The organism is Streptomyces sp. NPDC091281, assembly GCF_044757425.1.
Taxonomy (GTDB): domain Bacteria; phylum Actinomycetota; class Actinomycetes; order Streptomycetales; family Streptomycetaceae; genus Streptomyces.
Map to the genome: position 1 here is coordinate 293,236 of NZ_JBIVUY010000008.1, position 21,154 is coordinate 314,389.

The window sequence follows — 21,154 nt, forward strand, 5'->3', positions numbered from 1 at the left end:
CATGACGGTCATGGAGCAGCGGGGCGGGTACAGGCCGACCCCGCCGCCCGCCTGGCAGCCCCGCACCGACCCCGCGCCGCTCCTGCCCGACGCGGAGCCGTACCGCGTGCTCGGCACCGAGGCGGCGGCGCAGGCCGATCCGGAGCTGCTGCGCGGGCTCTACGCCCACCTGGTCCGCGGCCGTCGGTACAACGCGCAGGCGACCGCCCTCACCAAGCAGGGCCGCCTCGCCGTCTACCCGTCGAGCACCGGCCAGGAGGCCTGCGAGATCGCCGCCGCGCTCGTCCTGGAAGACCGCGACTGGCTCTTCCCGAGCTACCGCGACACCCTCGCGGTCGTCGCGCGCGGCGTGGACCCCGTCGAGGCGCTGACCCTGCTGCGCGGCGACTGGCACACCGGCTACGACCCGTACGACCACCGGGTGGCCCCGCTCTGCACCCCGCTCGCCACCCAGCTCCCGCACGCCGTGGGGCTCGCGCACGCCGCCCGCCTCAAGGGCGACGACGTGGTGGCGCTCGCGATGGTCGGTGACGGCGGCACCAGCGAGGGCGACTTCCACGAGGCGCTGAACTTCGCGGCCGTCTGGCAGGCCCCGGTCGTCTTCTTCGTCCAGAACAACGGCTTCGCGATCTCCGTCCCGCTCGCCAAGCAGACCGCCGCCCCCTCCCTGGCGCACAAGGCCGTCGGATACGGCATCCCGGGCCGCCTGGTCGACGGCAACGACGTCGCCGCCGTGCACGAGGTGCTCACCGAGGCGGTCCGCCACGCCCGCGCGGGCGGCGGCCCCACCCTGGTGGAGGCCGTCACGTACCGCGTGGAGGCGCACACCAACGCCGACGACGCCACCCGCTACCGCGGCGAGGCCGAGATCGAGACCTGGCGCGCGCACGACCCCATCGACCTGCTGGAGCGCGAGCTGACCGCGCGCGGGCTCCTCGACGAGGAGACCCGGCAGGCCGCCCGGGACGCCGCCGAGGCCACCGCCGCCGACCTGCGCGCCCGCATGAACCAGGACGCCCCGCTGGACCCCATGGACCTCTTCGCCCACGTGTACGCCGAGCCCACCCCGCAACTGCGCGAACAGCGGGCCCTGCTGCGGGCCGAACTGGAGGCGGAGCACGGCGCCGACTCCGACGACACCGACGCCGCTGATCGGGAAGGCGGCCTGCGATGACGACCGTCGCCGTGAAACCGGCCACCATGGCGCAGGCCCTCACGCGCGCGCTGCGCGACGCGATGGCCGCCGACCCCACGGTCCACGTCCTCGGTGAGGACGTGGGGGCGCTCGGCGGGGTGTTCCGGGTGACGGACGGCCTCGCCAAGGAGTTCGGCGAGGACCGCTGCACCGACACCCCGCTCGCCGAGGCCGGCATCCTCGGCACCGCCGTCGGCATGGCCATGTACGGGCTGCGGCCGGTCGTGGAGATGCAGTTCGACGCGTTCGCCTACCCGGCGTTCGAGCAACTGATCAGCCATGTCGCGCGCATGCGCAACCGCACCCGCGGCCGGATGCCCCTGCCGATCACCATCCGCGTGCCCTACGGCGGCGGCATCGGCGGCGTGGAGCACCACAGCGACTCCTCCGAGGCCTACTACATCGCCACCCCCGGCCTGCACGTCGTCACCCCCGCCACCGTCGCCGACGCCTACGGCCTGCTGCGCGCCGCGATCGCCTCCGACGACCCGGTGGTCCTCCTGGAGCCCAAGCGGCTGTACTGGTCGAAGGACTCCTGGAACCCGGAGGAGCCCGCGGCCGTTGAACCCATCGGCCGTGCGGTGGTGCGGCGCTCCGGCCGGAGCGCCACGCTCATCACGTACGGGCCGTCGGTGCCCGTCTGCCTCGAAGCCGCCGAGGCGGCACGGTCCGAGGGCTGGGACCTGGAAGTCGTCGACCTGCGCTCGCTGGTGCCGTTCGACGACGAGACGGTCTGCGCCTCGGTCCGGCGGACCGGACGAGCGGTCGTCGTCCATGAATCGGGCTCCTTCGCCGGTCCGGGAGGGGAGATCGCCGCCCGCGTCACGGAGCGCTGCTTCCACCACCTGGAGGCGCCGGTGCTGCGCGTCGCCGGGTTCGACATCCCCTACCCGCCGCCGATGCTGGAGCGCCACCATCTGCCCGGCGTCGACCGCATCCTGGACGCCGTGGCGCGTCTGCAGTGGGAGGCCGAGAGCTGATGGCACAGGTGCTGGAGTTCAAGCTCCCCGACCTCGGGGAGGGGCTCACCGAGGCGGAGATCGTCCGCTGGCTGGTCCAGGTCGGCGACGTCGTCGCCGTCGACCAGCCGGTCGTGGAGGTCGAGACGGCCAAGGCGATGGTGGAGGTGCCCTGCCCCTACGGCGGCGTCGTCACCGCCCGCTTCGGCGACGAGGGCAGCGAACTGCCCGTCGGCGCTCCGCTGATCACGGTCGCCGTCGGTCCTGACGCGTCCGACGGCCCGGCGGAGACCCCCGCCGCCGAGGGATCGGGCAATGTCCTCGTGGGGTACGGCACCTCCGAGGCGCCCGCCCGGCGCCGCCGGGTCCGCCCGGAGCGGCCCGCCCCGGTGGCGCCCACGGTGTCCGCGGCTCCCGAGCGGCCCGCCGCCCCCGCCGTGCCCGCCCCGGCGAACGGCTGGAGCGCGGCCGCCGAGCCCGACGGGCCGGTGCCCGTGATCTCCCCGCTGGTGCGCCGTCTCGCCCGGGAGAACGGCCTCGACCTGCGGGAGCTGACCGGCTCCGGACCGGACGGCCTGATCCTGCGCGCCGACGTGGAGTACGCGCTGCGCGCCGCCGCCGCGCAGGCCCGCACCACCGTGGTGACGCCCCTCCCGTCCGCCCCGCAGGCGCCGGTCGCGGCCCCCGCGGCGGCCCGCCCCGCCGCGGGCGGCACCCGGATACCGCTCAAGGGCGTCCGGGGCGCCGTCGCCGACAAGCTCGCCCGCAGCCGTCGGGAAATCCCGGACGCGACCTGCTGGGTGGACGCCGACGCGACGGAACTCATGCGCGCCCGCGCGGCGATGAACGCGTCCGGGGCGCCGAAGATCTCCCTGCTCGCGCTGCTGGCCCGGATCACCACCGCGGCCCTGGCCCGCTTCCCCGAGCTGAACTCCACCGTCGACCAGGAGGCCCGCGAGGTCGTCGTCCTCGACCAGGTCCACCTCGGGTTCGCCGCGCAGACCGAACGGGGCCTCGTGGTCCCCGTCGTCCGCGACGCGCACGCCCGCGACGCGGAGGGCCTGACCGCCGAGTTCGCCCGGCTCACCGAGGCGGCCCGCACCGGCACCCTCACCCCGGCCGACCTGACCGGCGGCACCTTCACCCTCAACAACTACGGGGTCTTCGGCGTCGACGGCTCCACCCCGATCGTCAACCACCCCGAGGCGGCCATGCTCGGCGTGGGGCGCATCATCCCCAAGCCGTGGGTGCACGAGGGCGAGCTGGCCGTCCGGCAGGTCGTCCAGCTCTCGCTCACCTTCGACCACCGGGTGTGCGACGGCGGCACCGCGGGCGGCTTCCTGCGGTACGTCGCGGACTGCGTCGAACAGCCGGCGGTGCTGCTGCGCACCCTGTGACGGCGCCACCGCGCACCGGGCACGCCGCCGTACGGCGCCGCGGGACGGGCCTCCGCCCCGCGGTGCCCGGCACCGGCGCGCGCATACTCGGGGGGTGACCCCGATCGAGCGCGCGGCGCACCCGGAGAGCCCCGACCGCCCGGCCGGGCGGGCCGTCGGCGCGTACGACGTCGTCGTGCTCGCCGGGGGCGGCGCCCGACGGCTGGGGGGTGCCGACAAGCCCGGTGTCCGGGTCGGCGGGCGGTCCCTCCTCGACCGGGTGCTCGGCGCCTGCGCGGACGCGGCCGTCACCGTCGTCGTCGCGGCGCCCCGGCCCACGGCCCGTCCGGTGCGCTGGGCCCGCGAGGACCCGCCCGGCGCGGGCCCGGTCGCGGCGCTGGCCGCCGGTCTGCGGCACACCACCGCCGACACCGTCCTCGCCCTCTCCGCCGACCTGCCCTTCCTCGCGCCGGACACCGTACGGCGGCTGCGCGCGGCCCTGGAGCCCGGCGGCGCCGGACCCGAGGGCGCGCTGCTCACCGACGCCGACGGGCGGGACCAGCCGCTGGTCGCCGCGTACCGGGCGGGCGCCCTGCGGCGGGAACTGGCGGTGCTCGGCGCGCGGCCGGGCGGCCTCGCCGGGCTGCCCCTGCGGCGGCTGACCGCCGCACTCCGCGTCACCCGCGTACCCGACCCGGTGGCCGCCTTCGACTGCGACACCTGGGACGACATCGCCGCCGCCCGCGCGCGCATCAGGGAGCATGGCCACGTGTTGGATGAATGGATCTCCGCAGCCAAGGACGAGCTGGGCATCGACCTGGACGTCGACACCGGACTCCTCCTCGACCTCGCCCGCGACGCCGCCCACGGCGTGGCGCGGCCCGCCGCTCCCCTGACCACCTTCCTGGTCGGCTACGCCGCCGCGCGCGCCGGAGGCGGCCCCGAGGCCGTCGCCGAGGCCGCCCGCCGCGCCGCAGCCCTGGCACAGCGGTGGGCCCAGGAGGCCGAGGAGACGGAGCAGGCCCAGGAGGCGGAGGGGACGGGGCGTGCCGCGGCGGCCCCGGCCGGCAGCCCAGCCGCCCCCACCGGGCACGCCGTCCCCGCCGATCCGGGCACCCCCACCGACCCAGCCGCTCCCACCGACCCAGCCGCCCCCACCGGGCACGCCGTCCCCGCCGATCCGGGCACCCCCACCGACCCAGCCGCGCCCACCGGGCCCGCCGCCCCCGCCGATCCGGGCACCCCCGTGGCTCCCGGCACCCCCGCCCCCCGGCCGGACGCCGGATGAGCGCCCCCGGTATCCGGGCCGGTCAGGACGCCGAGGACCTCGACGTCGAGGAGGTGCTTGCCCTCGTGAACCACCGCAGCCGCCCGGCCCGCCCGGCGCCCCCGGACCACGGACCCGCCTCCCCCGGCACCCCCGCCTCCCCCGGCACCCCCGCCTCCCCCGGCACCCCTTCCCCCGCCACCGGAGCCGCCCCCGCCCCGGCGCCCGCCCCCCGCCCGCCCGAGCGGCACCGCCCCGCGACCTCCTGGGCCGACGCCCGCGCGATCGCCGGGCGGGCCGGACGCGCCCCGGCCGCCCGGCGTGCCCCGGACTCCGTCGCCCTGCACGACGCCCTCGGCCTCGTCCTGGCCGCCCCGCTGACCGCCCTCACCGACCTGCCGTCCTTCGACACGTCCGCGATGGACGGCTGGGCGGTCGCCGGACCCGGCCCCTGGACCGTCCGCGGCGACGGCGTGCTGGCCGGGCACACCGAGGCCGCGCGCCTGGTCGACGGCGAGGCCGTCCGGATCGCCACCGGCGCCCGTATCCCCCCGGACACCACGGCGGTCCTCCGCAGCGAGCACGGCCGGACCGACGAACAGGGCAGGCTGCACGCGGGCCGGGACGTCCAGCACGGCCAGGACATCCGGCCGCGCGGCCAGGAGTGCCGCAGCGGGGAGCAGTTGCTGCCGGACGGAACCGTCGTCACCCCCGCCGTCCTGGGACTCGCCGCGGCGGCCGGATACGACACGGTGGCCGTGACGCCCCGGCCCCGGGTCGAGGTGTACGTCCTGGGCGACGAACTGCTCACCGAGGGCCGACCCCACGACGGATTGATCCGGGACGCGCTCGGCCCGATGCTGCCGCCCTGGCTGCGTTCCCTGGGCGCCGAGGTGGTGTCGCTCCGCCGGATCGGCGACGACGCGGACACCCTCCACCGGGCCCTGACCGGCTCGACGGCCGACCTGATCGTCACCACGGGCGGCACCGCGGCCGGACCCGTGGACCACGTCCACCCCACCCTGGAGCGGATGGGCGCCGACCTGCTGGTGGACGGCGTGGACGTCCGCCCCGGGCATCCGATGCTGCTGGCCCGCCTCCAGCCCGACCGGCACCTCGTCGGGCTGCCCGGCAACCCCCTGGCGGCCGTCTCCGGGCTGCTCACCCTCGCCGAACCCCTGCTGCGCGCCCTCGGCCGGCGGCCCGCCCCGGAGCCGTACGGGCTGCCGCTGCGGGAGTCGGTCCACGGGCATCCGCGTGACGCCCGCCTCGTCCCCGTGGTCCTGCGTGGCGACCACGCGGTGCCGCTGCGCTATCAGGGCCCGGCGATGCTCCGGGGCATCGCCACGGCCGACGCCCTCGCCGTCGTACCGCCGGGCGGCACCCGCGCCGGTCAGGAGACGGAACTGCTGGACCTGCCGTGGACGACGGCCGGGATGGGGTCCTGTTTCACGTGAAACATGTCCGTCCTCGTCGCAGCAGCCGGGCGAGGACGGAACGGCCGACGCTGCGGGCGCTGCCCCCACCGGGCGAGCCGTACCTCACCCGCCGGGCGCGGAGGGTGGGGTCGTCCGGTCCGACCCCAGGTCCCGGCGCATGGCGGCACGGAGTCCGGTCAGAGCGTCTTCGTAGCGGATGCGGCCCTCTTCGTAGGCCGCGTCGTCCGGTGCGGCGCCTGCGGCAGCCAGATCCCGCACATCGCGCAGGCGCCGGAAGGCCGTCTCGGAGGCCTCGTAGACCTCCTGTGACGCGGTGATCGACATCTGATACCGCGCGCCGTAGCAGGCGGCGAAGCCGTCCCGCGCTGTCCGTTCCCGTGCGGTGGCCGTCGCGTCCAGGTCACGCGCCAGGCTCCGGAAGGCGTTGCGCGCCTCGGAGAGACAGGCGAGGTAGTCGCCGTACAGAGAGCGGCGTACTCCGAGAAGGCGGTCGTGCCGTTCTCTTCGCCACCGGAACCGGTCGAGCAGGGCAGCGGACGAGGTGGCGATGACCGCGCCCACGACCGCGCTGAGCAGAGTGAGCCAGGGCATGGACGCACGCTAGGCGCCGTGCGGCCTGCCCGGAAGGCGATCACACGCCAATGGGGGGAACGCCGAGACCGCCCGGCGGCGGAGTCGCACCCCCCCGGCGCGCCCTCCTCACGCCGCCTCGGACACCGTCGCTCGCCGTACGGTGATCAGCCGGTCGCCGACCTTGAGTTCGGTGAGGCGGGGGTCGGCGAAGTCGAGGAGGTCCTTGCCGCGGACGACCGCCACGACGAGGTCGGCGCAGCCGCGGGGCGACTTTCCGGCCTCCTTGCGGGTGACGGGGCGTTCGACGAGGTCCAGGCCGCTGCCCAGGGTCATCAGGTCCTCCAGCGTGCGGGCGACCGTGGGGCTGACCATGGAGACGCCGAGCAGGCGGCCCGCGGAGCTGGAGCTGGTGACGACGGTGTCGGCGCCGCTCTGCTTGAGCAGGGGCACGTTCTCGTCCTCGCGGGCGGCGACCACGATCGTGGCGCGCTTGTTGAGCTGGCGGGCGGTGAGCGTGACCAGGGTGGCGGTGTCGTCGCGTTGCGGGGCGACGATCACCCGGGAGGCGTGCGGCACCTCGGCCTTGAGGAGGGTTTCCGAGCGGGTGGCGTCCCCGATGACGCAGACCAGTCCGGCGTCCCCGGCGGCGTGCGCGGCCTTCTTCTGGACGTCCACGATCACGATCCGGTCCTTGGTGATGCCCTGCCCGATCAGGGTCTCCACCGCGTGCCGTCCCTTGGTGCCGTAGCCGACGACCACGACGTGGTCGTGGGTGCGGCTGCGCCAGCGGTGGACGCGGACCTGCTGGCGGGTGCGCTCGGTGAGGACTTCGAGGGTCGTGCCGACCAGGATGATCAGGAAGACCACCCGCAGCGGCGTGATCACCAGGATGTTGATGAGCCGCGCGCCGTCACCGACGGGGGTGATGTCGCCGTAGCCGGTGGTGGAGAGGGTGACCGTGGCGTAGTAGGCGGCGTCGAGGAAGTCGACGGAGCCGTCGGAGTTGTCGTTGTAGCCCGCGTTGTCCGCGTAGACGATGAGGGTGGTGACCAGCAGCACCAGCAACGCCAGGGCGAGGCGGCGCAGCACCTGGAGGAGCGGGGGGATGCCGGTCTGGAGCGGCATCGTGATGGAGCGGCCCGCCTCCGCGTCGTCGCGGGCCTCGGCACGGGACCGGTACCAGAGCGAGCGCAGCAGCGTCAGCCGCCCCGCCCCCGTCTGCCGTCGTTCATGGTCCCGCATCGCGTGCCCCCCTGTGGTGGTGATCCGATCGGTGGGCACCATGGTTCACGGCGGCGTCGCACCGGTCCGCACGCGACACCCGTCCGTACAGAGCTTTCGCCCAGCATCCCGGAGGTCCCCCTTGCGTGACCACACTGTCGTCGTCGGCTTCGGCACGAAAGGCCGGTCCGCGATCCGGACCGCCTGTGCCTCGGGGCTGCGGAAGGAGCTGGTCGTGGTGATCGACCCCGGCGCGAAGGCGATCGAGGCGGCCCGCGCCGAGGGCTACGAGGGCGTGGCGGGCGACGCCACCCGCAGCGACGTCCTGCGGCGCGCGGAGGTGCAGCGGGCGGGGCGGATCATCATCGCCACGGAACGCGACGACACGGCCGTCCTCGTGGTGCTGACCGCCCGGCAGCTCAACGCCGACGCCAAGATCGTGGCCGCCGCGCGGGAGGAGGAGAACGCGCCGCTGCTGCGGCAGTCCGGCGCCGACGAGGTCATCACCAGCGCGGGTGCCGCCGGGCGGCTGCTCGGGCTGTCCGTGCTCAGTCCCGCCGCGGGCCGGGTGATGGAGGACCTGATGCATCAGGGCAGCGGCCTCGACCTCGTCGAACGCACCGTCACCAAGGCCGAGGCGGGGTTGCGCCCGCGCGACACGGACGACCTGGTGGTGAGCGTGGTGCGCGGTCACCGGGTGCTGGCGTACGACGATCCGGCGCTCGGTGTGCTGGAGCTGACGGACCGGCTGGTCACGATCGTGCGGGTGCCCCCGCCGCCCCCGCCGCCGATCCCCCGCCTCTGAGGCCGCCCGAACCGCCCTGAGTACCGGCCCCGCCTCACGCACCGGACCTGCCTCCCTTCCCCTCCCGACACCGTCTGCCCGCGCACCCGCGCACCCGCGCACCCGTGGACCGGCGCACCCTCGGACCCGCGCACTTGTAGGCCCGGCTACTTCCGGTTGTACAGCCGCATCGTCACCGGTCCGAAGACCGCGACGAAGAGACCGGCCCACCCCAGCGACCAGGCGACGTCGGCGGCGGGCCAGTCACCGGCCATCAGGCCGCGCACCGCGGACGCGACGTGCGTGACCGGGCTGTTGTTGACGAAGGCCTGGAGCCAGCCCGGCATGGTCCTCGGGTCCACGAACACGTTGGACAGGAAGGTCAGCGGGAAGATCACCATCATGCTGACGCCCATCACCGACTTCTCGGTGCGCAGCAGGAGCCCGAACATGGTCCAGATCCACGAGAAGGCGAACGAGAAGACGATCAGCAGGGCGATCCCGGCGACCACGCCGAGCACCCCGCCGTCCGCCCGGTAGCCGAGGATCATGCCCACCGTCAGCATCACGACGGAGGCGATGGCGTAGCGCAGGGCGTCGCCGAGGAGGTAGCCGACCATCGTCGACGGCCGCCAGATCGGCAGCGAGCGGAAGCGGTCGAAGACGCCCTTCTCGATGTCGGTGTTGACCGAGACGCCCGTGTACATCGTGATCATGACCACGGACATCGTCAGGATGCCCGGCAGCAGGAACTGGATGTACTCCTTCGGCGACCCGGCGAGGGCGCCCCCGAAGAGGTACGTGTACATCAGCACCATCATGATCGGGAACGCGGTGACGTCGAACAGCTGCTCCGGCACGTGCTTGATCTTGAGGATCGCGCGCCAGCCGAAGGTGAGCGAGGCCGACCAGGCGCTGGGGCGCGGCGGGCGCTCCTTGGCGACCAGCAGCGCGGCCAGCGAGTCGGCGCGGACGGGGGCGAGATCCTGCGCCTCGTGGGTCGTCGTCACGGTGCTCATGCCGCCACCTCGTCCTTCTTCGTGCTGTCGCCGTCGGCGTCGCCGCCGCTGTCCGCGGGGCGGGTGGTGCCGGATTCGCCGGTGTCGTGGCCGGTCAGGGCGAGGAAGACCTCGTCCAGGCTGGGCTGGCCGAGGGAGAAGTTGTCGACGGTGACCCCGCCCCGGGCGAGTTCGCCGAGGGCGCGCGCGGCCTGCTCCGCGGCGGTGTCGTCGGCCGCCGCCGTCAGCCGGGCCGTCAGTGCCACGGGGTCGGGTTCGAGCTGCACGCGCGCGTCCAGCACCCGGCCCAGCACCTCCGCCGCGACCGGCCGCTGGTCCGCGTCCCGCAGCCGCAGGTGGACCGATCCGGCGCCCACGGACGCCTTCAGCTCCCCCTTGGTGCCCTCCGCGATCACCTTGCCCCGGTCGATGACGGCGATCCGGGACGCCAGCTGGTCGGCCTCGTCCAGGTACTGCGTGGTCAGCAGGACGGTGGTGCCCTGGGCGACCACCGCGCGCACGATGTCCCACACCTGGTTGCGGCTGCGCGGGTCGAGCCCGGTCGTCGGCTCGTCGAGGAAGAGCAGGTCGGGGGTGCTGAGGATGGAGGCGGCGATGTCGATACGGCGGCGCATCCCGCCCGAGTAGTGCTTGACCTGCTTGCCGCCCGCCTCGGTCAGCCCGAACGCCTCCAGGAGCTGGCCCGCCCGTTCCCGCGCGGCCTTCTTGGCGTGGCCGAGGAGGCGGCCGAGCAGCACCAGGTTCTCGGTGCCGGTGAGGTCCTCGTCGACGGACGCGTACTGGCCGGTCAGGCTGACCAGGCCGCGTACCTCGTCCGCCTCGCGGACCACGTCGTGGCCGAAGACGAGCGCGCGGCCGCCGTCGGGCCGCAGCAGGGTGGCGAGCATCTTGACGGTGGTGGTCTTGCCCGCGCCGTTGGGGCCGAGGACTCCGTAGACCGTTCCGGTGGGAACCGCGAGGTCCACGCCGTCCACGGCCCGCGTCTCGCCGAACGTCTTCACCAGACCGTCCGTCTCGATCGCCAGGCCGGCGGTGTGCTGGCTCATGGTGGGGTCGTCCTTCCGCGTTCTTGGGTGACGCATGGGAAGACCTTTACCGTCGCGCAGATTCATCGGTCCCGCACAGGTTTTTTTCTCCGGGACCGGTCGAGCCTCGGCGCGCACCTTTGAGCGGGGGCCGGGCCGGTCACCGCCGGGGGAGTAGCGTCCCCCTCATGCATGCGATCACGATTCCCGAACCCGGTGGTCCCGAGGCGCTGGTGTGGGACGAGGTCCCCGACCCCGTACCCGGCGAGGGCGAGGTCCTGGTCGAGGTGGTGGCCGGTGCCGTCAACCGGGCCGACCTCCTCCAGCGCCAGGGCTTCTACAACCCGCCGCCCGGCGCCTCCCCCTACCCCGGCCTGGAGTGCTCCGGCCGGATCGCCGCCCTCGGCCCCGGCGTCACCGGCTGGTCCGTCGGCGACGAGGTGTGCGCCCTGCTCGCGGGCGGCGGCTACGCCACCAAGGTCGCCGTCCCGGCCGGTCAGCTGCTGCCGCTGCCCGACGGCACCGACCTGGTCCGGGCCGCCGCGCTGCCCGAGGTCGCCTGCACGGTCTGGTCGAACGTGTTCCGCACCGCCCGCCTCACCGCGGGGGAGACGCTGCTCGTGCACGGCGGCTCCAGCGGTATCGGCACCATGGCGATCCAGCTCGGCAAGGCGTTCGGCGCGCGCGTCGCGGTCACGGCGGGCACCGGGGAGAAGCTCGCGCGCTGCGCCGAGCTGGGCGCCGACATCCTGATCGACTACCGCGAGCAGGACTTCGTGGCGGAGATCGAGCGCGCCACCGACGGCGCGGGCGCCGACGTGATCCTCGACAACATGGGCGCGAAGTACCTCGACCGCAACGTCCGGGCGCTCGCCGTGGGCGGCCGCCTGGCGATCATCGGCATGCAGGGCGGCCTCAAGGCCGAGCTGAACATCGGTGCCCTGCTGGCCAAGCGCGGCACGATCAGCGCGACCTCGCTGCGGGCCCGCCCGCTCGACGAGAAGGCGGAGATCGTCGCGGAGGTGCGCGAGCGCGTCTGGCCGCTGATCGCGGAAGGCCGGGTGCGGCCGGTGGTCGACCGTGAGATCCCGATGAGCGACGCGGCCACGGCGCACCGGGTCATTGAGGAGAGCGGCCACGTCGGCAAGGTCCTGCTGCTCGCCCCCTGACCGGGACCGCGGCACCGCCCCCGCCGGGGGCGCGTCACCCGCGCCGCAGCCGCAGGCCGAGGAAGGCGAGGCCCAGCCCGAGGCCGATGAGGATCAGGCCGCTGCCGAGCGGCAGGACGCGCAGCATGCGGCCCACGGGCTGCTCCGCCACGGCGTGCACCCGCCCCACGGCCTGCGGCGAGGCGGACGGCGCCCGCCCGGCCTCCTGGCCGACCCCGGCCGAGGCGTCCGGTTCCGCGGCGGCTGTCCCGTCCGGTACGGCGCTGTCCTCACCGTCCCCGGCGGTGTCCTCCCGCGGGTTCTCCTGCGGGTCGTCCTGGGTGTCCTCCGCCGGGTCGTCGTCCGGTGCGGCGCTCGACCGCTCCTCCGGCTCGGCGTCGGCGGAGGCGGGCGCCCTGCCGTGCGCCTCCTCGGTACGACCGGGCCGGGCCCGCCCCTCCCCCGCCCGGCTGCCCGCCCGCTCGGACGCGTCGTCGGACGGTGATCCGGGGGCGCGTGGCGCCCGCGACGCCGGTGCCGCGGCGTCCGGGGCGCGCTCGCGGCCGTGGTGCCCCGGCGCCCAGGAGGAGTCCCGTCCCGGCGCGGACTCCCGCTCCCGTCCGGGCCCACGCGGGGCCGCCGTCCCCCGCTCGTCCCCGGCCGCCGAGGACACCGCCCCACCGTCCTCCGGGCCACCACTGGCATACGGCACGACACCCAGGTACGCCGCCCCACCCACGTACGGCGCCGCACCCCCGTACGACGTCACGCTCCCGTACTCTGCCGCCCCCGCGTACGTCACCCCGCCCACGAGCGGGAGGGCCGCCACCAGCAGTCCGGCCCCCAGCCGCGCCCCCCACAGCCCCGACCGTCCCCGCAGCCCCGACTGTTCCCGCCGTCCCCGCTGCCCCCGCCGCCTTGGTGTCACGTCCGTGCCCCTCCCGGAGAAACCGGCGAAGAAAGAGGCCTCAAGCGTCACACGGCGGCATATTCACCGCATTCCGCACTGCTCCGATCGGAACCGACCGATGCTGTGGATCATCTTCCGCGGGGGGCGCCACGGTGATGAGGTGTACGGGTGGGAGACAATGGGGGCATGGAGATGCCGAGGAACGAAACGTCGCCGGATAACGCCCAGAAGATCCTGGTCGTGGGCCAGGACGGCATGGCGCTCGGCGGTGTCGACGCGGACGACGAGGCACGGGAGATCCCGGTCACCGAGATGGTGGAGCAGCCCGCCAAGGTGATGCGGATCGGCAGCATGATCAAGCAGCTGCTGGAGGAGGTCCGCGCGGCTCCCCTCGACGAGGCCAGCCGCGCCCGGCTCAAGGAGATCCACGCCAGCTCCGTGAAGGAGCTGGAGGACGGCCTCGCGCCGGAGCTGGTCGAGGAGCTGGAGCGGCTCTCGCTGCCCTTCAACGAGGAGTCCACCCCGAGCGACGCGGAACTGCGGATCGCGCAGGCCCAGTTGGTCGGCTGGCTGGAGGGCCTGTTCCACGGCATCCAGACCACGCTGTTCGCCCAGCAGATGGCCGCGCGGGCCCAGTTGGAGCAGATGCGCCGCGCCCTGCCGCCGGGCGTGGGCGGCCAGGAGGGCGTCGAGGACCCGCGCGCGGGCGGCCGTTCGGGCGGACCGTACCTGTAGGCCCGTACGCCACCTGGGGGCCCGGCGTCGTCAGGACGCCGGGTTGCCCGTGGACACGCTCAGCTCGATCTCGGGCATGTCCTTCGGGTCGACGTCCGTCCCGGCGGACGGGAACTGGTTCATGACCGTCCCGTCGCCGTAGGTGTTCTCGTCGACCTTCTTGACCTCGATCTTCCAGCCCGCGGCCTGGAAGCACTCCTTCACCGAGTCCAGGTTCTTGAACTGGAAGTTCGGGACCCGGATCTTGTCGGGGTCGTTGTACGACTCCTGCGGCTCCGAGCAGGCCGTCGGGTCCATCGTGCGGCTCGGGTCCGGGCCGCGGTACCCGGCCGCCTGCGTCGCCGAGGCCGACGCGCTGGAACCGGACGAGCCCTTGTCGCCGGTGTCGCCCTCGCCGCGGGCGAGGGTGGCCGCCAGGGCGACGACGGCCGTCACGGCGACCACCGCCGAACCGATCACCACCGGCTTGCCGCTGCGCCGCGGACCGGTCGGCCCCTGCTGCCCGCCGAGGTGGTAGGCGGGCGGCGTGGGCGCGCCCTGCTGCTGGAGGCCGTACTGCTGGGCGGGCGTCTGGTAGCCGCCCTGCTGCGGATAGCCGTACGACGGCGGGGGCGTCGACGGTGTGCCGTACGGGTTCGGGGTCGGGTTCGGCTGGTACGGCGTCTGCACGTGGCCCGCGGGCGTCTGCGGGTTCTGCCCGATCGGCGGGAACACCGCCGAACCGACGCCCGCGCCGCTCTGCGGGCCGACGCCCGGCACGATGCTCGGCGGGGCCGCCTGGAAGGAGGCCGCGACGCGCAGACACTCGTCGCGCATGGCGACGGCGGTGGGGAAGCGCTCGTTCGGGTTCTTCTTCAACGCGCGCGCGATCAGCGCGTCCACGCCCGGGGGCAGCGCGCGGTTGATGGAGGACGCCGCCACCGGCTCCTCCTGCACATGCGCGTACGCGATCGCCAGCGGCGAGTCCGCGTCGAACGGCAGCCGCCCGGTGACCAGTTGGAACAGCATGACGCCGACCGAGTACAGGTCGGAGCGGGCGTCGACGCCCCGGCCGAGGGCCTGCTCCGGCGACAGGTACTGCGGGGTGCCGACCACCATGCCGGTCTGCGTCATCGAGGTGACGCCCGACTGCATCGCGCGCGCGATGCCGAAGTCCATCACCTTGACCACGCCGCGCTTGGTCACCATCACGTTGCCCGGCTTGATGTCGCGGTGGACCAGGCCCATCTCGTGGCTGATCTCCAGTGCGGCCAGCACGTCCGCGGTGACCTTCAGGGCCTGGTCGGCGGGCATCGCGCCCTGCCGCCGCACGTCCTCGTCGAGCACCGAGCCGAGCGGCCGCCCCTCGATGTACTCCATGACGATGTACGGCGTCGTCATGCCGTCGACGTCATCCTCGCCGGTGTCGAACACCGAGACGATGTTGGTGTGCGTGAGCTTGGCCACGGCCTGGGCCTCACGGCGGAACCGCTCGCGGAATGCCTGTTCGCGGCCCAGCTCGGTGTGGAGCGTCTTGACCGCGACCTGGCGGTCCAGCACGGAGTCGTAGGCGAGGTGGACGGCGGCCATGCCGCCCTGGCCGAGCAGATCGCGCAGCTGGTACCGACCGCCGGCGACCGCCCGCCCCGTGTACCGGCCCTGTGCGTCGCCGTCCTGACTCATCGTCTGCGTCCCCCGTCAAAGAGCCCCGTGGGCCCCGTCGTGGCCCTACAGGGCCTCGGGCGGGCCCGGTGGGCCTTCCTGGCCCGTCGTCCGCCGCGGCCCGCCGTCGTGTGATCGATAGTGCTATTCCCGGCCAAGTCTGCCCGAGGGCACTGACACGTCAAGCGCGATGCCCGTTCCGTGACCGTACGCGAAAGAAGCGTCGCGCAAGCGTTACCGGCGCACTGCGGGCGGTACACGGAATTTGCGCGCCGGACCGCGCTGCGGGTTTGATGGCCGGTCCGTCCCCGGCCGCGGCCCGCGCCGATCCCGGAACGGAGGCCGGCGCGGAGGCTGTAGCGTGGCCGCCGGAGACCGTGACAACACCGCGCGCACCGCGGGCAGAAACGACGGCGAGGACCGATGGCACCGCAGCAGCAGGCTCAGGGCCCGTCCGACCCCGAGGCGACTGGCGGCGGAATGTCAGACGCGCCGGAGATGTGGGGCAACGGCGGGCTGGTCGGCGACGGCCGGTACCGGCTGACCGGTCGGCTCGGCCGGGGCGGCATGGCGGAGGTGTTCGCCGCCGAGGACGTCCGCCTCGGACGCACCGTCGCGGTCAAGCTGCTGCGCGCCGACCTCGCCGAGGACCCCGTCTCCAAGGCCCGCTTCACGCGCGAGGCCCAGTCGGTGGCCGGTCTCAACCACCACGCCATCGTCGCCGTGTACGACTCCGGCGAGGACGTCGTCGGCGGCCAGAGCGTGCCGTACATCGTCATGGAGCTGGTCGAGGGGCGGACCATCCGCGACCTGCTGCTGAACGCCGAGGCACCCGGCCCCGAGCAGGCCCTCATCATCGTCTCCGGGGTGCTGGAGGCGCTCGCCTACTCGCACCAGCACGGCATCGTGCACCGCGACATCAAGCCCGCCAACGTGATCATCACCCACCACGGCGCGGTCAAGGTGATGGACTTCGGCATCGCGCGCGCCCTGCACGGCGCGTCCACCACCATGACGCAGACCGGCATGGTCATGGGCACCCCGCAGTACCTCTCCCCCGAGCAGGCGCTCGGCAAGGCCGTCGACCACCGCTCCGACCTGTACGCCACCGGCTGCCTGCTCTACGAACTCCTCGCGCTGCGCCCGCCGTTCACCGGCGAGACCCCGCTGTCGGTGGTCTACCAGCACGTCCAGGACATCCCGATGCCGCCCTCGCGCGGCTCGGACGGCGCCTGCCCGCCCGAGTTGGACGGGCTCGTCATGCGCTCCCTCGCCAAGGACCCGGACGACCGGTTCCAGACCGCTGAGGAGATGCGCGGCCTGGTCCAGTACGCCCTCCAGATGCTGTACGACCAGGGCGGCCACACCGGCACCTGGAACACCGGCCCGGTCACGGCGCCCACCGGCACGGGCGCCTCCGCCGCGGGCGGTTTCGCGTCCACCACCGCGCTGCCGCACGGCGACGGCGGGGCCCACACCTCCCAGATCCCGCAGCAGATCCTGCCCTCCGGCTACGGCGGCGGCGACGACGGCGGTTTCGAGGGGCACGGCAACCAGGGCAGCGGTCGCGGCAAGCTGTGGATTCTCGCCGTGCTCGCGGTGATCGCCATCGCGGCGGGCGTGGCCCTGGCGCTGAACACGCAGAACACGGGCGGTTCCGGCGACGGCAAGACCTCGCAGTCGCCGAGCGCCACCCCCTCGAAGCCGGACGACAGCGCGAGCGAGAAGCCGAGCGAGGAGCCGACCGAGGAGCAGTCGGAGGACACCTCCGACGGCAGCACCGGCTCGGACTCCGGCTCCGGCTGGGAGCCCTCCTACTCGCCCTCCTACAAGCCCTCGCCCAGCGTCAGCGAGGAGCCGACGAAGGAGGAGCCCACCGAGGAGGAGCCGACCGAGGAGGAGCCCACCGAGCCGGAGACGCAGGAGCCCGAGCCGAGCAACGAGGAGAGCCCGCCGCCCGGAACCGCCGACGGCGGCGCCGCGAACGGCGGCGCGGACCAGGGCGCGGTCGCCGGTCTCCCCGGCGGCAACTGACCCGGAGCCTTTCCGGCACCTCACCTCACCTCACTTCACCTCGCGCGCGTGCGGCACCCGCCTCACGCGCGCGACGCGTTTGCGCTCACGCGCGCGTGGCGTCCGCGCGCTCCACGCGGGCCAGCCGGGGCACGACGCGCAGGTAGACCGGGTCGAAGGCGGTGCCGTCGGCCGTGTGCCGGGGGGCGGGGCCGAACAGCTCCAGCTCCGCCGGGGTGGGGTGGGCGGAGGTGCACTCGCCGACCACCTGGACCGACCACCAGCCCTCGCCCGGGTCCGGCCGGGCGGCGTTCAGGTTGTCCGTGCCGTACGCGACGACGTGCCCGGCGCACGCGCGGTGGTGGCCGTGGCCCCGGTGCATGCGCAGCAGCAGAGCGCCGTCGACGACGACGTGCCGGGCGCACGCCAGGAAGGGCAGGGCGCGCAGGCTGGTCGCGACCCGGCCGTACGCGGTGCGCGCGAGGAGGTCGACGGCGAGCTGTTCGTCGGTCGGCATGGGTCCACTGTGTGCGGCGCGCGCGTGGCCGCACCAGGGGCGGCGGCCCCGGAAGAAAGGGACGAAAGTCCCGAGTACCGGCGGCGTGCGCGCCTCACGCGCAACCCCTTGGCGACCGGCGGCGGCCCGCCCACACCCCGCTCGCCGTCCGCCTGCGCGCGCCCGCTGGCTGTTCAGTGGCCGCCCGCGGCCTGCACGCGCGCGACGTACGCCGCCGCCTGGGAGCGCCGCTGCATGTCCAGCTTGGCGAGCAGCCCGGAGACGTAGTTCTTGATCGTCTTCTCGGCGAGGTGGAGTTCGGCGCCGATCTGCCGGTTGGTGAGGCCCTCGCCGATCAGGTCGAGGATGCGGCGCTCCTGCTCGCTGAGGCGGGCGAGGCGCTCGTCGGGGCGCGGGCCGCCGCCGCGCAGGCGTTCCAGCACGCGCGCGGTGGCCACCGGGTCCAGCAGGGACCGCCCGGCCGCCACGTCCCGTACGGCCGTCAGCAGGGCGTCGCCGCGGATGGCCTTCAGGACGTACCCCGAGGCGCCCGCCACGATGGCGTCGAAAAGGGCCTCGTCGTCGGCGTACGAGGTGAGCATCAGGCAGCGGACGCGCTCGTCCAGCGCGCGGACCTCCCGGCAGACCTCGACACCGCTGCCGTCCGGCAGGCGCACGTCCAGGACCGCGACGTCGGGGTGGGCGGCGGGCAGCCGGGCCAGTGCCTCGGCGGCCGTACCGGCCTCTCCGACGACCTCGATGTCGTCCTCCAGGGAGAGCAGCTCGTGCACCCCGCGCCGGACCACCTCATGGTCGTCCAGAAGAAATACCCTGATTTTTCCGGTTTCGCGCACGAACGCAGTCTCACACACGAACCCTTCCCGAGACCTGGGTGGGCGGGATAACGTGCCGTAGCTCCGGCCTCCTGCAAGGCTGTGACCAGGGTCCTTCCCGACTTTGCCGATTTACTTGGAAATCCAAGCAAAAACGCAGGTCAGGTGGGGTTTCACAGATATGTGGCGTACTGGGTAACGTGAAACTTGCAGGCGCTCGCCGGGGCACCTGTCACGCCTGTCTCCGGCCGAGTGGCACCCACCCCGTGCGCGGGTGCCGGAGCAGGTGAGCCGCACTGGTTACCCGGCAACCCCGGGGGCCGGACCGACGGAGGAGCACACGTGACCGTGGAGAGCACTGCCGCGCGCAAGCCGCGACGCAGCGCCGGGAGCAAGGCCGGCGCCACCGGCACCGGGCGCACCACCCGCAAGCCCGCCGCGAAGGGCGACGAGACGCAGCTCGTGCAGCTGCTGACGCCCGAGGGCAAGCGGGTCAAGGACGCCGAGTTCGACCCGTACGTCGCCGACATCACCCCCGAGGCGCTGCGCGCCCTCTACCGCGACATGGTGCTCACCCGCCGCTTCGACGCCGAGGCCACCTCGCTCCAGCGCCAGGGCGAGCTGGGCCTGTGGGCCTCGCTGCTCGGCCAGGAGGCCGCCCAGATCGGCTCCGGCCGCGCGCTGCGCGACGACGACTACGTCTTCCCGACCTACCGCGAGCACGGCGTCGCCTGGTGCCGCGGGGTCGACCCGACCAACCTGCTGGGCATGTTCCGGGGCGTCAACAACGGCGGCTGGGACCCCAACGGCAACAACTTCCACCTCTACACGATCGTCATCGGCTCGCAGACGCTGCACGCCACCGGCTACGCCATGGGCGTCGCCAAGGACGGCGCCGACAGCGCGGTGATCGCCTACTTCGGCGACGGCGCCTCCAGCCAGGGCGACGTGGCCGAGTCGTTCACCTTCTCCGCGGTGTACAACGCGCCGGTCGTCTTCTTCTGCCAGAACAACCAGTGGGCGATCTCCGAGCCCACCGAGAAGCAGACCCGCGTCCCGCTCTACCAGCGCGCGCAGGGCTACGGCTTCCCCGGCGTCCGCGTCGACGGCAACGACGTCCTGGCCTGCCTCGCGGTGACCAAGTGGGCGCTGGAGCGGGCCCGCCGGGGCGAGGGCCCCACCCTCGTCGAGGCGTACACGTACCGGATGGGCGCCCACACCACGTCCGACGACCCGAGCCGCTACCGGCACGACGAGGAGCGCGTGGCCTGGGAGGCGAAGGACCCGATCCTGCGCCTGCGCCGCCACCTGGAGACGTCAAACCACACGGACGAGGGATTCTTCGCGGAACTGGAGACGGAGAGCGAGGCGTTGGGCAGACGAGTGCGCGAAGCGGTCCGCGCCATGCCCGACCCGGACCACTTCGCCATCTTCGAGAACGTGTACGCGGACGGGCACGCGCTCGTCGACGAGGAGCGCGCCCAGTTCGCCGCCTACCAGGCGTCGTTCGCGGACGCTCCCGAGGGGGGTAACTGACATGGCGGAGAAGATGGCCCTGGCCAAGGCGATCAACGAGTCGCTGCGCAAGGCCCTGGAGTCCGACCCGAAGGTCCTCGTCATGGGCGAGGACGTCGGCAAGCTCGGCGGTGTGTTCCGGGTGACCGACGGCCTCCAGAAGGACTTCGGCGAGTCCCGTGTCATCGACACCCCGCTCGCCGAGTCCGGCATCGTCGGCACCGCGATCGGCCTCGCCCTGCGCGGCTACCGCCCGGTGGTGGAGATCCAGTTCGACGGCTTCGTCTTCCCGGCCTACGACCAGATCGTCACCCAGCTCGCCAAGATGCACGCCCGCTCCCTCGGCAAGGTCAAGCTGCCGGTCGTCGTGCGCATCCCCTACGGCGGCGGCATCGGCGCGGTCGAGCACCACTCGGAGTCCCCCGAGTCGCTCTTCGCGCACGTCTCCGGCCTCAAGGTGGTGTCCCCGTCCACCGCGGACGACGCCTACTGGATGATGCAGCAGGCCATCCAGAGCGACGACCCGGTGATCTTCTTCGAGCCCAAGCGGCGCTACTGGGACAAGGCCGAGGTCGACCCCGAGGCCATCCCCGGCCCGCTGCACAAGGCGCGCGTCGTCCGCGAGGGCACCGACCTGACCCTCGTCGCGTACGGCCCGATGGTGAAGCTCTGCCAGGAGGTCGCCGCCGCGGCCGCCGAGGAGGGCAAGAGCCTGGAGGTCGTCGACCTGCGCTCGGTCTCCCCGCTCGACTTCGACTCCGTCCAGGCCTCCGTGGAGAAGACCCGCCGTCTCGTCGTGGTCCACGAGGCGCCGGTGTTCTTCGGCTCGGGCGCGGAGATCGCCGCCCGGATCACGGAGCGCTGCTTCTACCACCTGGAGGCCCCGGTGCTCCGGGTCGGCGGCTACCACGCCCCGTACCCGCCGGCGCGTCTGGAGGAGGAGTACCTGCCGGGTCTGGACCGGGTGCTCGACACCGTCGACCGTGCCCTGGCGTACTGAGGAGA

The 21,154-nt window shown here is 73.9% G+C and carries 17 protein-coding genes and 2 pseudogenes; 11 read left to right on the plus strand and 8 right to left on the minus strand.

The annotated features are described in order from the left end of the window. The first annotated feature begins 1 nt into the window (after position 1). The 5 genes and pseudogenes from pdhA (ACIQPQ_RS22540) to ACIQPQ_RS22560 all read left to right on the plus strand — a co-directional run bounded on the left by pdhA (ACIQPQ_RS22540) (position 2) and on the right by ACIQPQ_RS22560 (position 6,254). Complete coding sequence (gene pdhA, locus ACIQPQ_RS22540) at positions 2-1,174, plus strand: pyruvate dehydrogenase (acetyl-transferring) E1 component subunit alpha (RefSeq protein WP_401306251.1); 1,173 nt, start codon at positions 2-4, stop codon at positions 1,172-1,174. Further along, positions 1,171-2,175, plus strand: coding sequence for an alpha-ketoacid dehydrogenase subunit beta (locus ACIQPQ_RS22545; protein ID WP_383769794.1), 1,005 nt, complete (start codon positions 1,171-1,173; stop codon positions 2,173-2,175). The genes pdhA (ACIQPQ_RS22540) and ACIQPQ_RS22545 overlap by 4 nt, the downstream gene beginning before the upstream one ends. Continuing rightward, positions 2,175-3,551, plus strand: coding sequence for a dihydrolipoamide acetyltransferase family protein (locus tag ACIQPQ_RS22550; protein ID WP_401306253.1), 1,377 nt, complete (start codon positions 2,175-2,177; stop codon positions 3,549-3,551). Before ACIQPQ_RS22545 ends, ACIQPQ_RS22550 begins: the two co-directional genes overlap by 1 nt. 175 nt (positions 3,552-3,726) lie before the next feature. After that, positions 3,727-4,605 (plus strand): annotated as a pseudogene (locus ACIQPQ_RS22555) (DUF6457 domain-containing protein); the annotation flags it as partial. 209 nt (positions 4,606-4,814) lie between these two features. Then, the gene (locus ACIQPQ_RS22560) at positions 4,815-6,254 is read left to right on the plus strand and encodes a molybdopterin molybdotransferase MoeA (RefSeq protein ID WP_401306255.1); all 1,440 of its coding nucleotides are present in this window, start codon (positions 4,815-4,817) and stop codon (positions 6,252-6,254) included. An 84-nt stretch (positions 6,255-6,338) separates the two neighbouring features. Here the strand turns inward: ACIQPQ_RS22560 and ACIQPQ_RS22565 are convergent, their stop codons facing one another. After that, on the minus strand, positions 6,339-6,827 hold the full coding sequence (locus ACIQPQ_RS22565; RefSeq protein WP_401306257.1) for a hypothetical protein: 489 nt from the start codon (positions 6,825-6,827) through the stop codon (positions 6,339-6,341). A gap of 108 nt (positions 6,828-6,935) precedes the next feature. Next, positions 6,936-8,051: a potassium channel family protein gene (locus ACIQPQ_RS22570; RefSeq protein WP_401306258.1), complete on the minus strand. Its 1,116-nt coding sequence runs from the start codon at positions 8,049-8,051 to the stop codon at positions 6,936-6,938. 31 nt (positions 8,052-8,082) lie between these two features. On the opposite strand from ACIQPQ_RS22570, the pseudogene ACIQPQ_RS22575 reads away from it, so the two are divergent. After that, a pseudogene (locus tag ACIQPQ_RS22575) lies at positions 8,083-8,835 on the plus strand (potassium channel family protein); the annotation flags it as partial. A gap of 146 nt (positions 8,836-8,981) precedes the next feature. On the opposite strand, the gene ACIQPQ_RS22580 reads toward ACIQPQ_RS22575, so the two are convergent. Beyond that, entirely contained in the window at positions 8,982-9,833 is an 852-nt protein-coding gene (locus tag ACIQPQ_RS22580) for an ABC transporter permease (protein ID WP_401306260.1), read from the minus strand. Further along, positions 9,830-10,879: an ATP-binding cassette domain-containing protein gene (locus tag ACIQPQ_RS22585; protein WP_401306262.1), complete on the minus strand. Its 1,050-nt coding sequence runs from the start codon at positions 10,877-10,879 to the stop codon at positions 9,830-9,832. Before ACIQPQ_RS22585 ends, ACIQPQ_RS22580 begins: the two co-directional genes overlap by 4 nt. A 167-nt stretch (positions 10,880-11,046) precedes the next feature. Between ACIQPQ_RS22585 and ACIQPQ_RS22590 the strand changes: the two genes are divergently transcribed. Next, complete coding sequence (locus tag ACIQPQ_RS22590) at positions 11,047-12,027, plus strand: NAD(P)H-quinone oxidoreductase (RefSeq protein ID WP_401306263.1); 981 nt, start codon at positions 11,047-11,049, stop codon at positions 12,025-12,027. Positions 12,028-12,061: 34 nt separating this feature from the next. Here the strand turns inward: ACIQPQ_RS22590 and ACIQPQ_RS22595 are convergent, their stop codons facing one another. Then, positions 12,062-12,934, minus strand: coding sequence for a hypothetical protein (locus tag ACIQPQ_RS22595; RefSeq protein ID WP_401306264.1), 873 nt, complete (start codon positions 12,932-12,934; stop codon positions 12,062-12,064). A 168-nt stretch (positions 12,935-13,102) separates the two neighbouring features. On the opposite strand from ACIQPQ_RS22595, the gene ACIQPQ_RS22600 reads away from it, so the two are divergent. Further along, on the plus strand, positions 13,103-13,651 hold the full coding sequence (locus ACIQPQ_RS22600; RefSeq protein WP_383769767.1) for a bacterial proteasome activator family protein: 549 nt from the start codon (positions 13,103-13,105) through the stop codon (positions 13,649-13,651). Positions 13,652-13,681: 30 nt separating this feature from the next. On the opposite strand, the gene ACIQPQ_RS22605 is transcribed toward ACIQPQ_RS22600, so the two are convergent. Then, the gene (locus ACIQPQ_RS22605) at positions 13,682-15,313 is read right to left on the minus strand and encodes a protein kinase (protein WP_401306266.1); all 1,632 of its coding nucleotides are present in this window, start codon (positions 15,311-15,313) and stop codon (positions 13,682-13,684) included. Positions 15,314-15,715: 402 nt separating this feature from the next. On the opposite strand from ACIQPQ_RS22605, the gene ACIQPQ_RS22610 reads away from it, so the two are divergent. Continuing rightward, complete coding sequence (locus ACIQPQ_RS22610; RefSeq protein WP_401306267.1) at positions 15,716-17,326, plus strand: protein kinase; 1,611 nt, start codon at positions 15,716-15,718, stop codon at positions 17,324-17,326. An 85-nt stretch (positions 17,327-17,411) separates the two neighbouring features. Here the strand turns inward: ACIQPQ_RS22610 and ACIQPQ_RS22615 are convergent, their stop codons facing one another. Both ACIQPQ_RS22615 and ACIQPQ_RS22620 read right to left on the minus strand, forming a co-directional pair. Beyond that, a complete protein-coding gene (locus ACIQPQ_RS22615; RefSeq protein ID WP_401306269.1) occupies positions 17,412-17,822 on the minus strand; it encodes a pyridoxamine 5'-phosphate oxidase family protein in 411 nt (136 codons plus the stop codon). A 173-nt stretch (positions 17,823-17,995) separates the two neighbouring features. Then, positions 17,996-18,655, minus strand: coding sequence for a response regulator (locus ACIQPQ_RS22620; RefSeq protein ID WP_401306270.1), 660 nt, complete (start codon positions 18,653-18,655; stop codon positions 17,996-17,998). Positions 18,656-18,976: 321 nt separating this feature from the next. On the opposite strand from ACIQPQ_RS22620, the gene pdhA (ACIQPQ_RS22625) reads away from it, so the two are divergent. Together pdhA (ACIQPQ_RS22625) and ACIQPQ_RS22630 are read left to right on the plus strand one after the other, a co-directional pair. Further along, on the plus strand, positions 18,977-20,170 hold the full coding sequence (gene pdhA, locus ACIQPQ_RS22625) for a pyruvate dehydrogenase (acetyl-transferring) E1 component subunit alpha (protein ID WP_383769752.1): 1,194 nt from the start codon (positions 18,977-18,979) through the stop codon (positions 20,168-20,170). A gap of 1 nt (position 20,171) precedes the next feature. After that, on the plus strand, positions 20,172-21,149 hold the full coding sequence (locus tag ACIQPQ_RS22630) for an alpha-ketoacid dehydrogenase subunit beta (protein WP_401306271.1): 978 nt from the start codon (positions 20,172-20,174) through the stop codon (positions 21,147-21,149). The last annotated feature ends 5 nt before the right edge of the window (positions 21,150-21,154 follow it).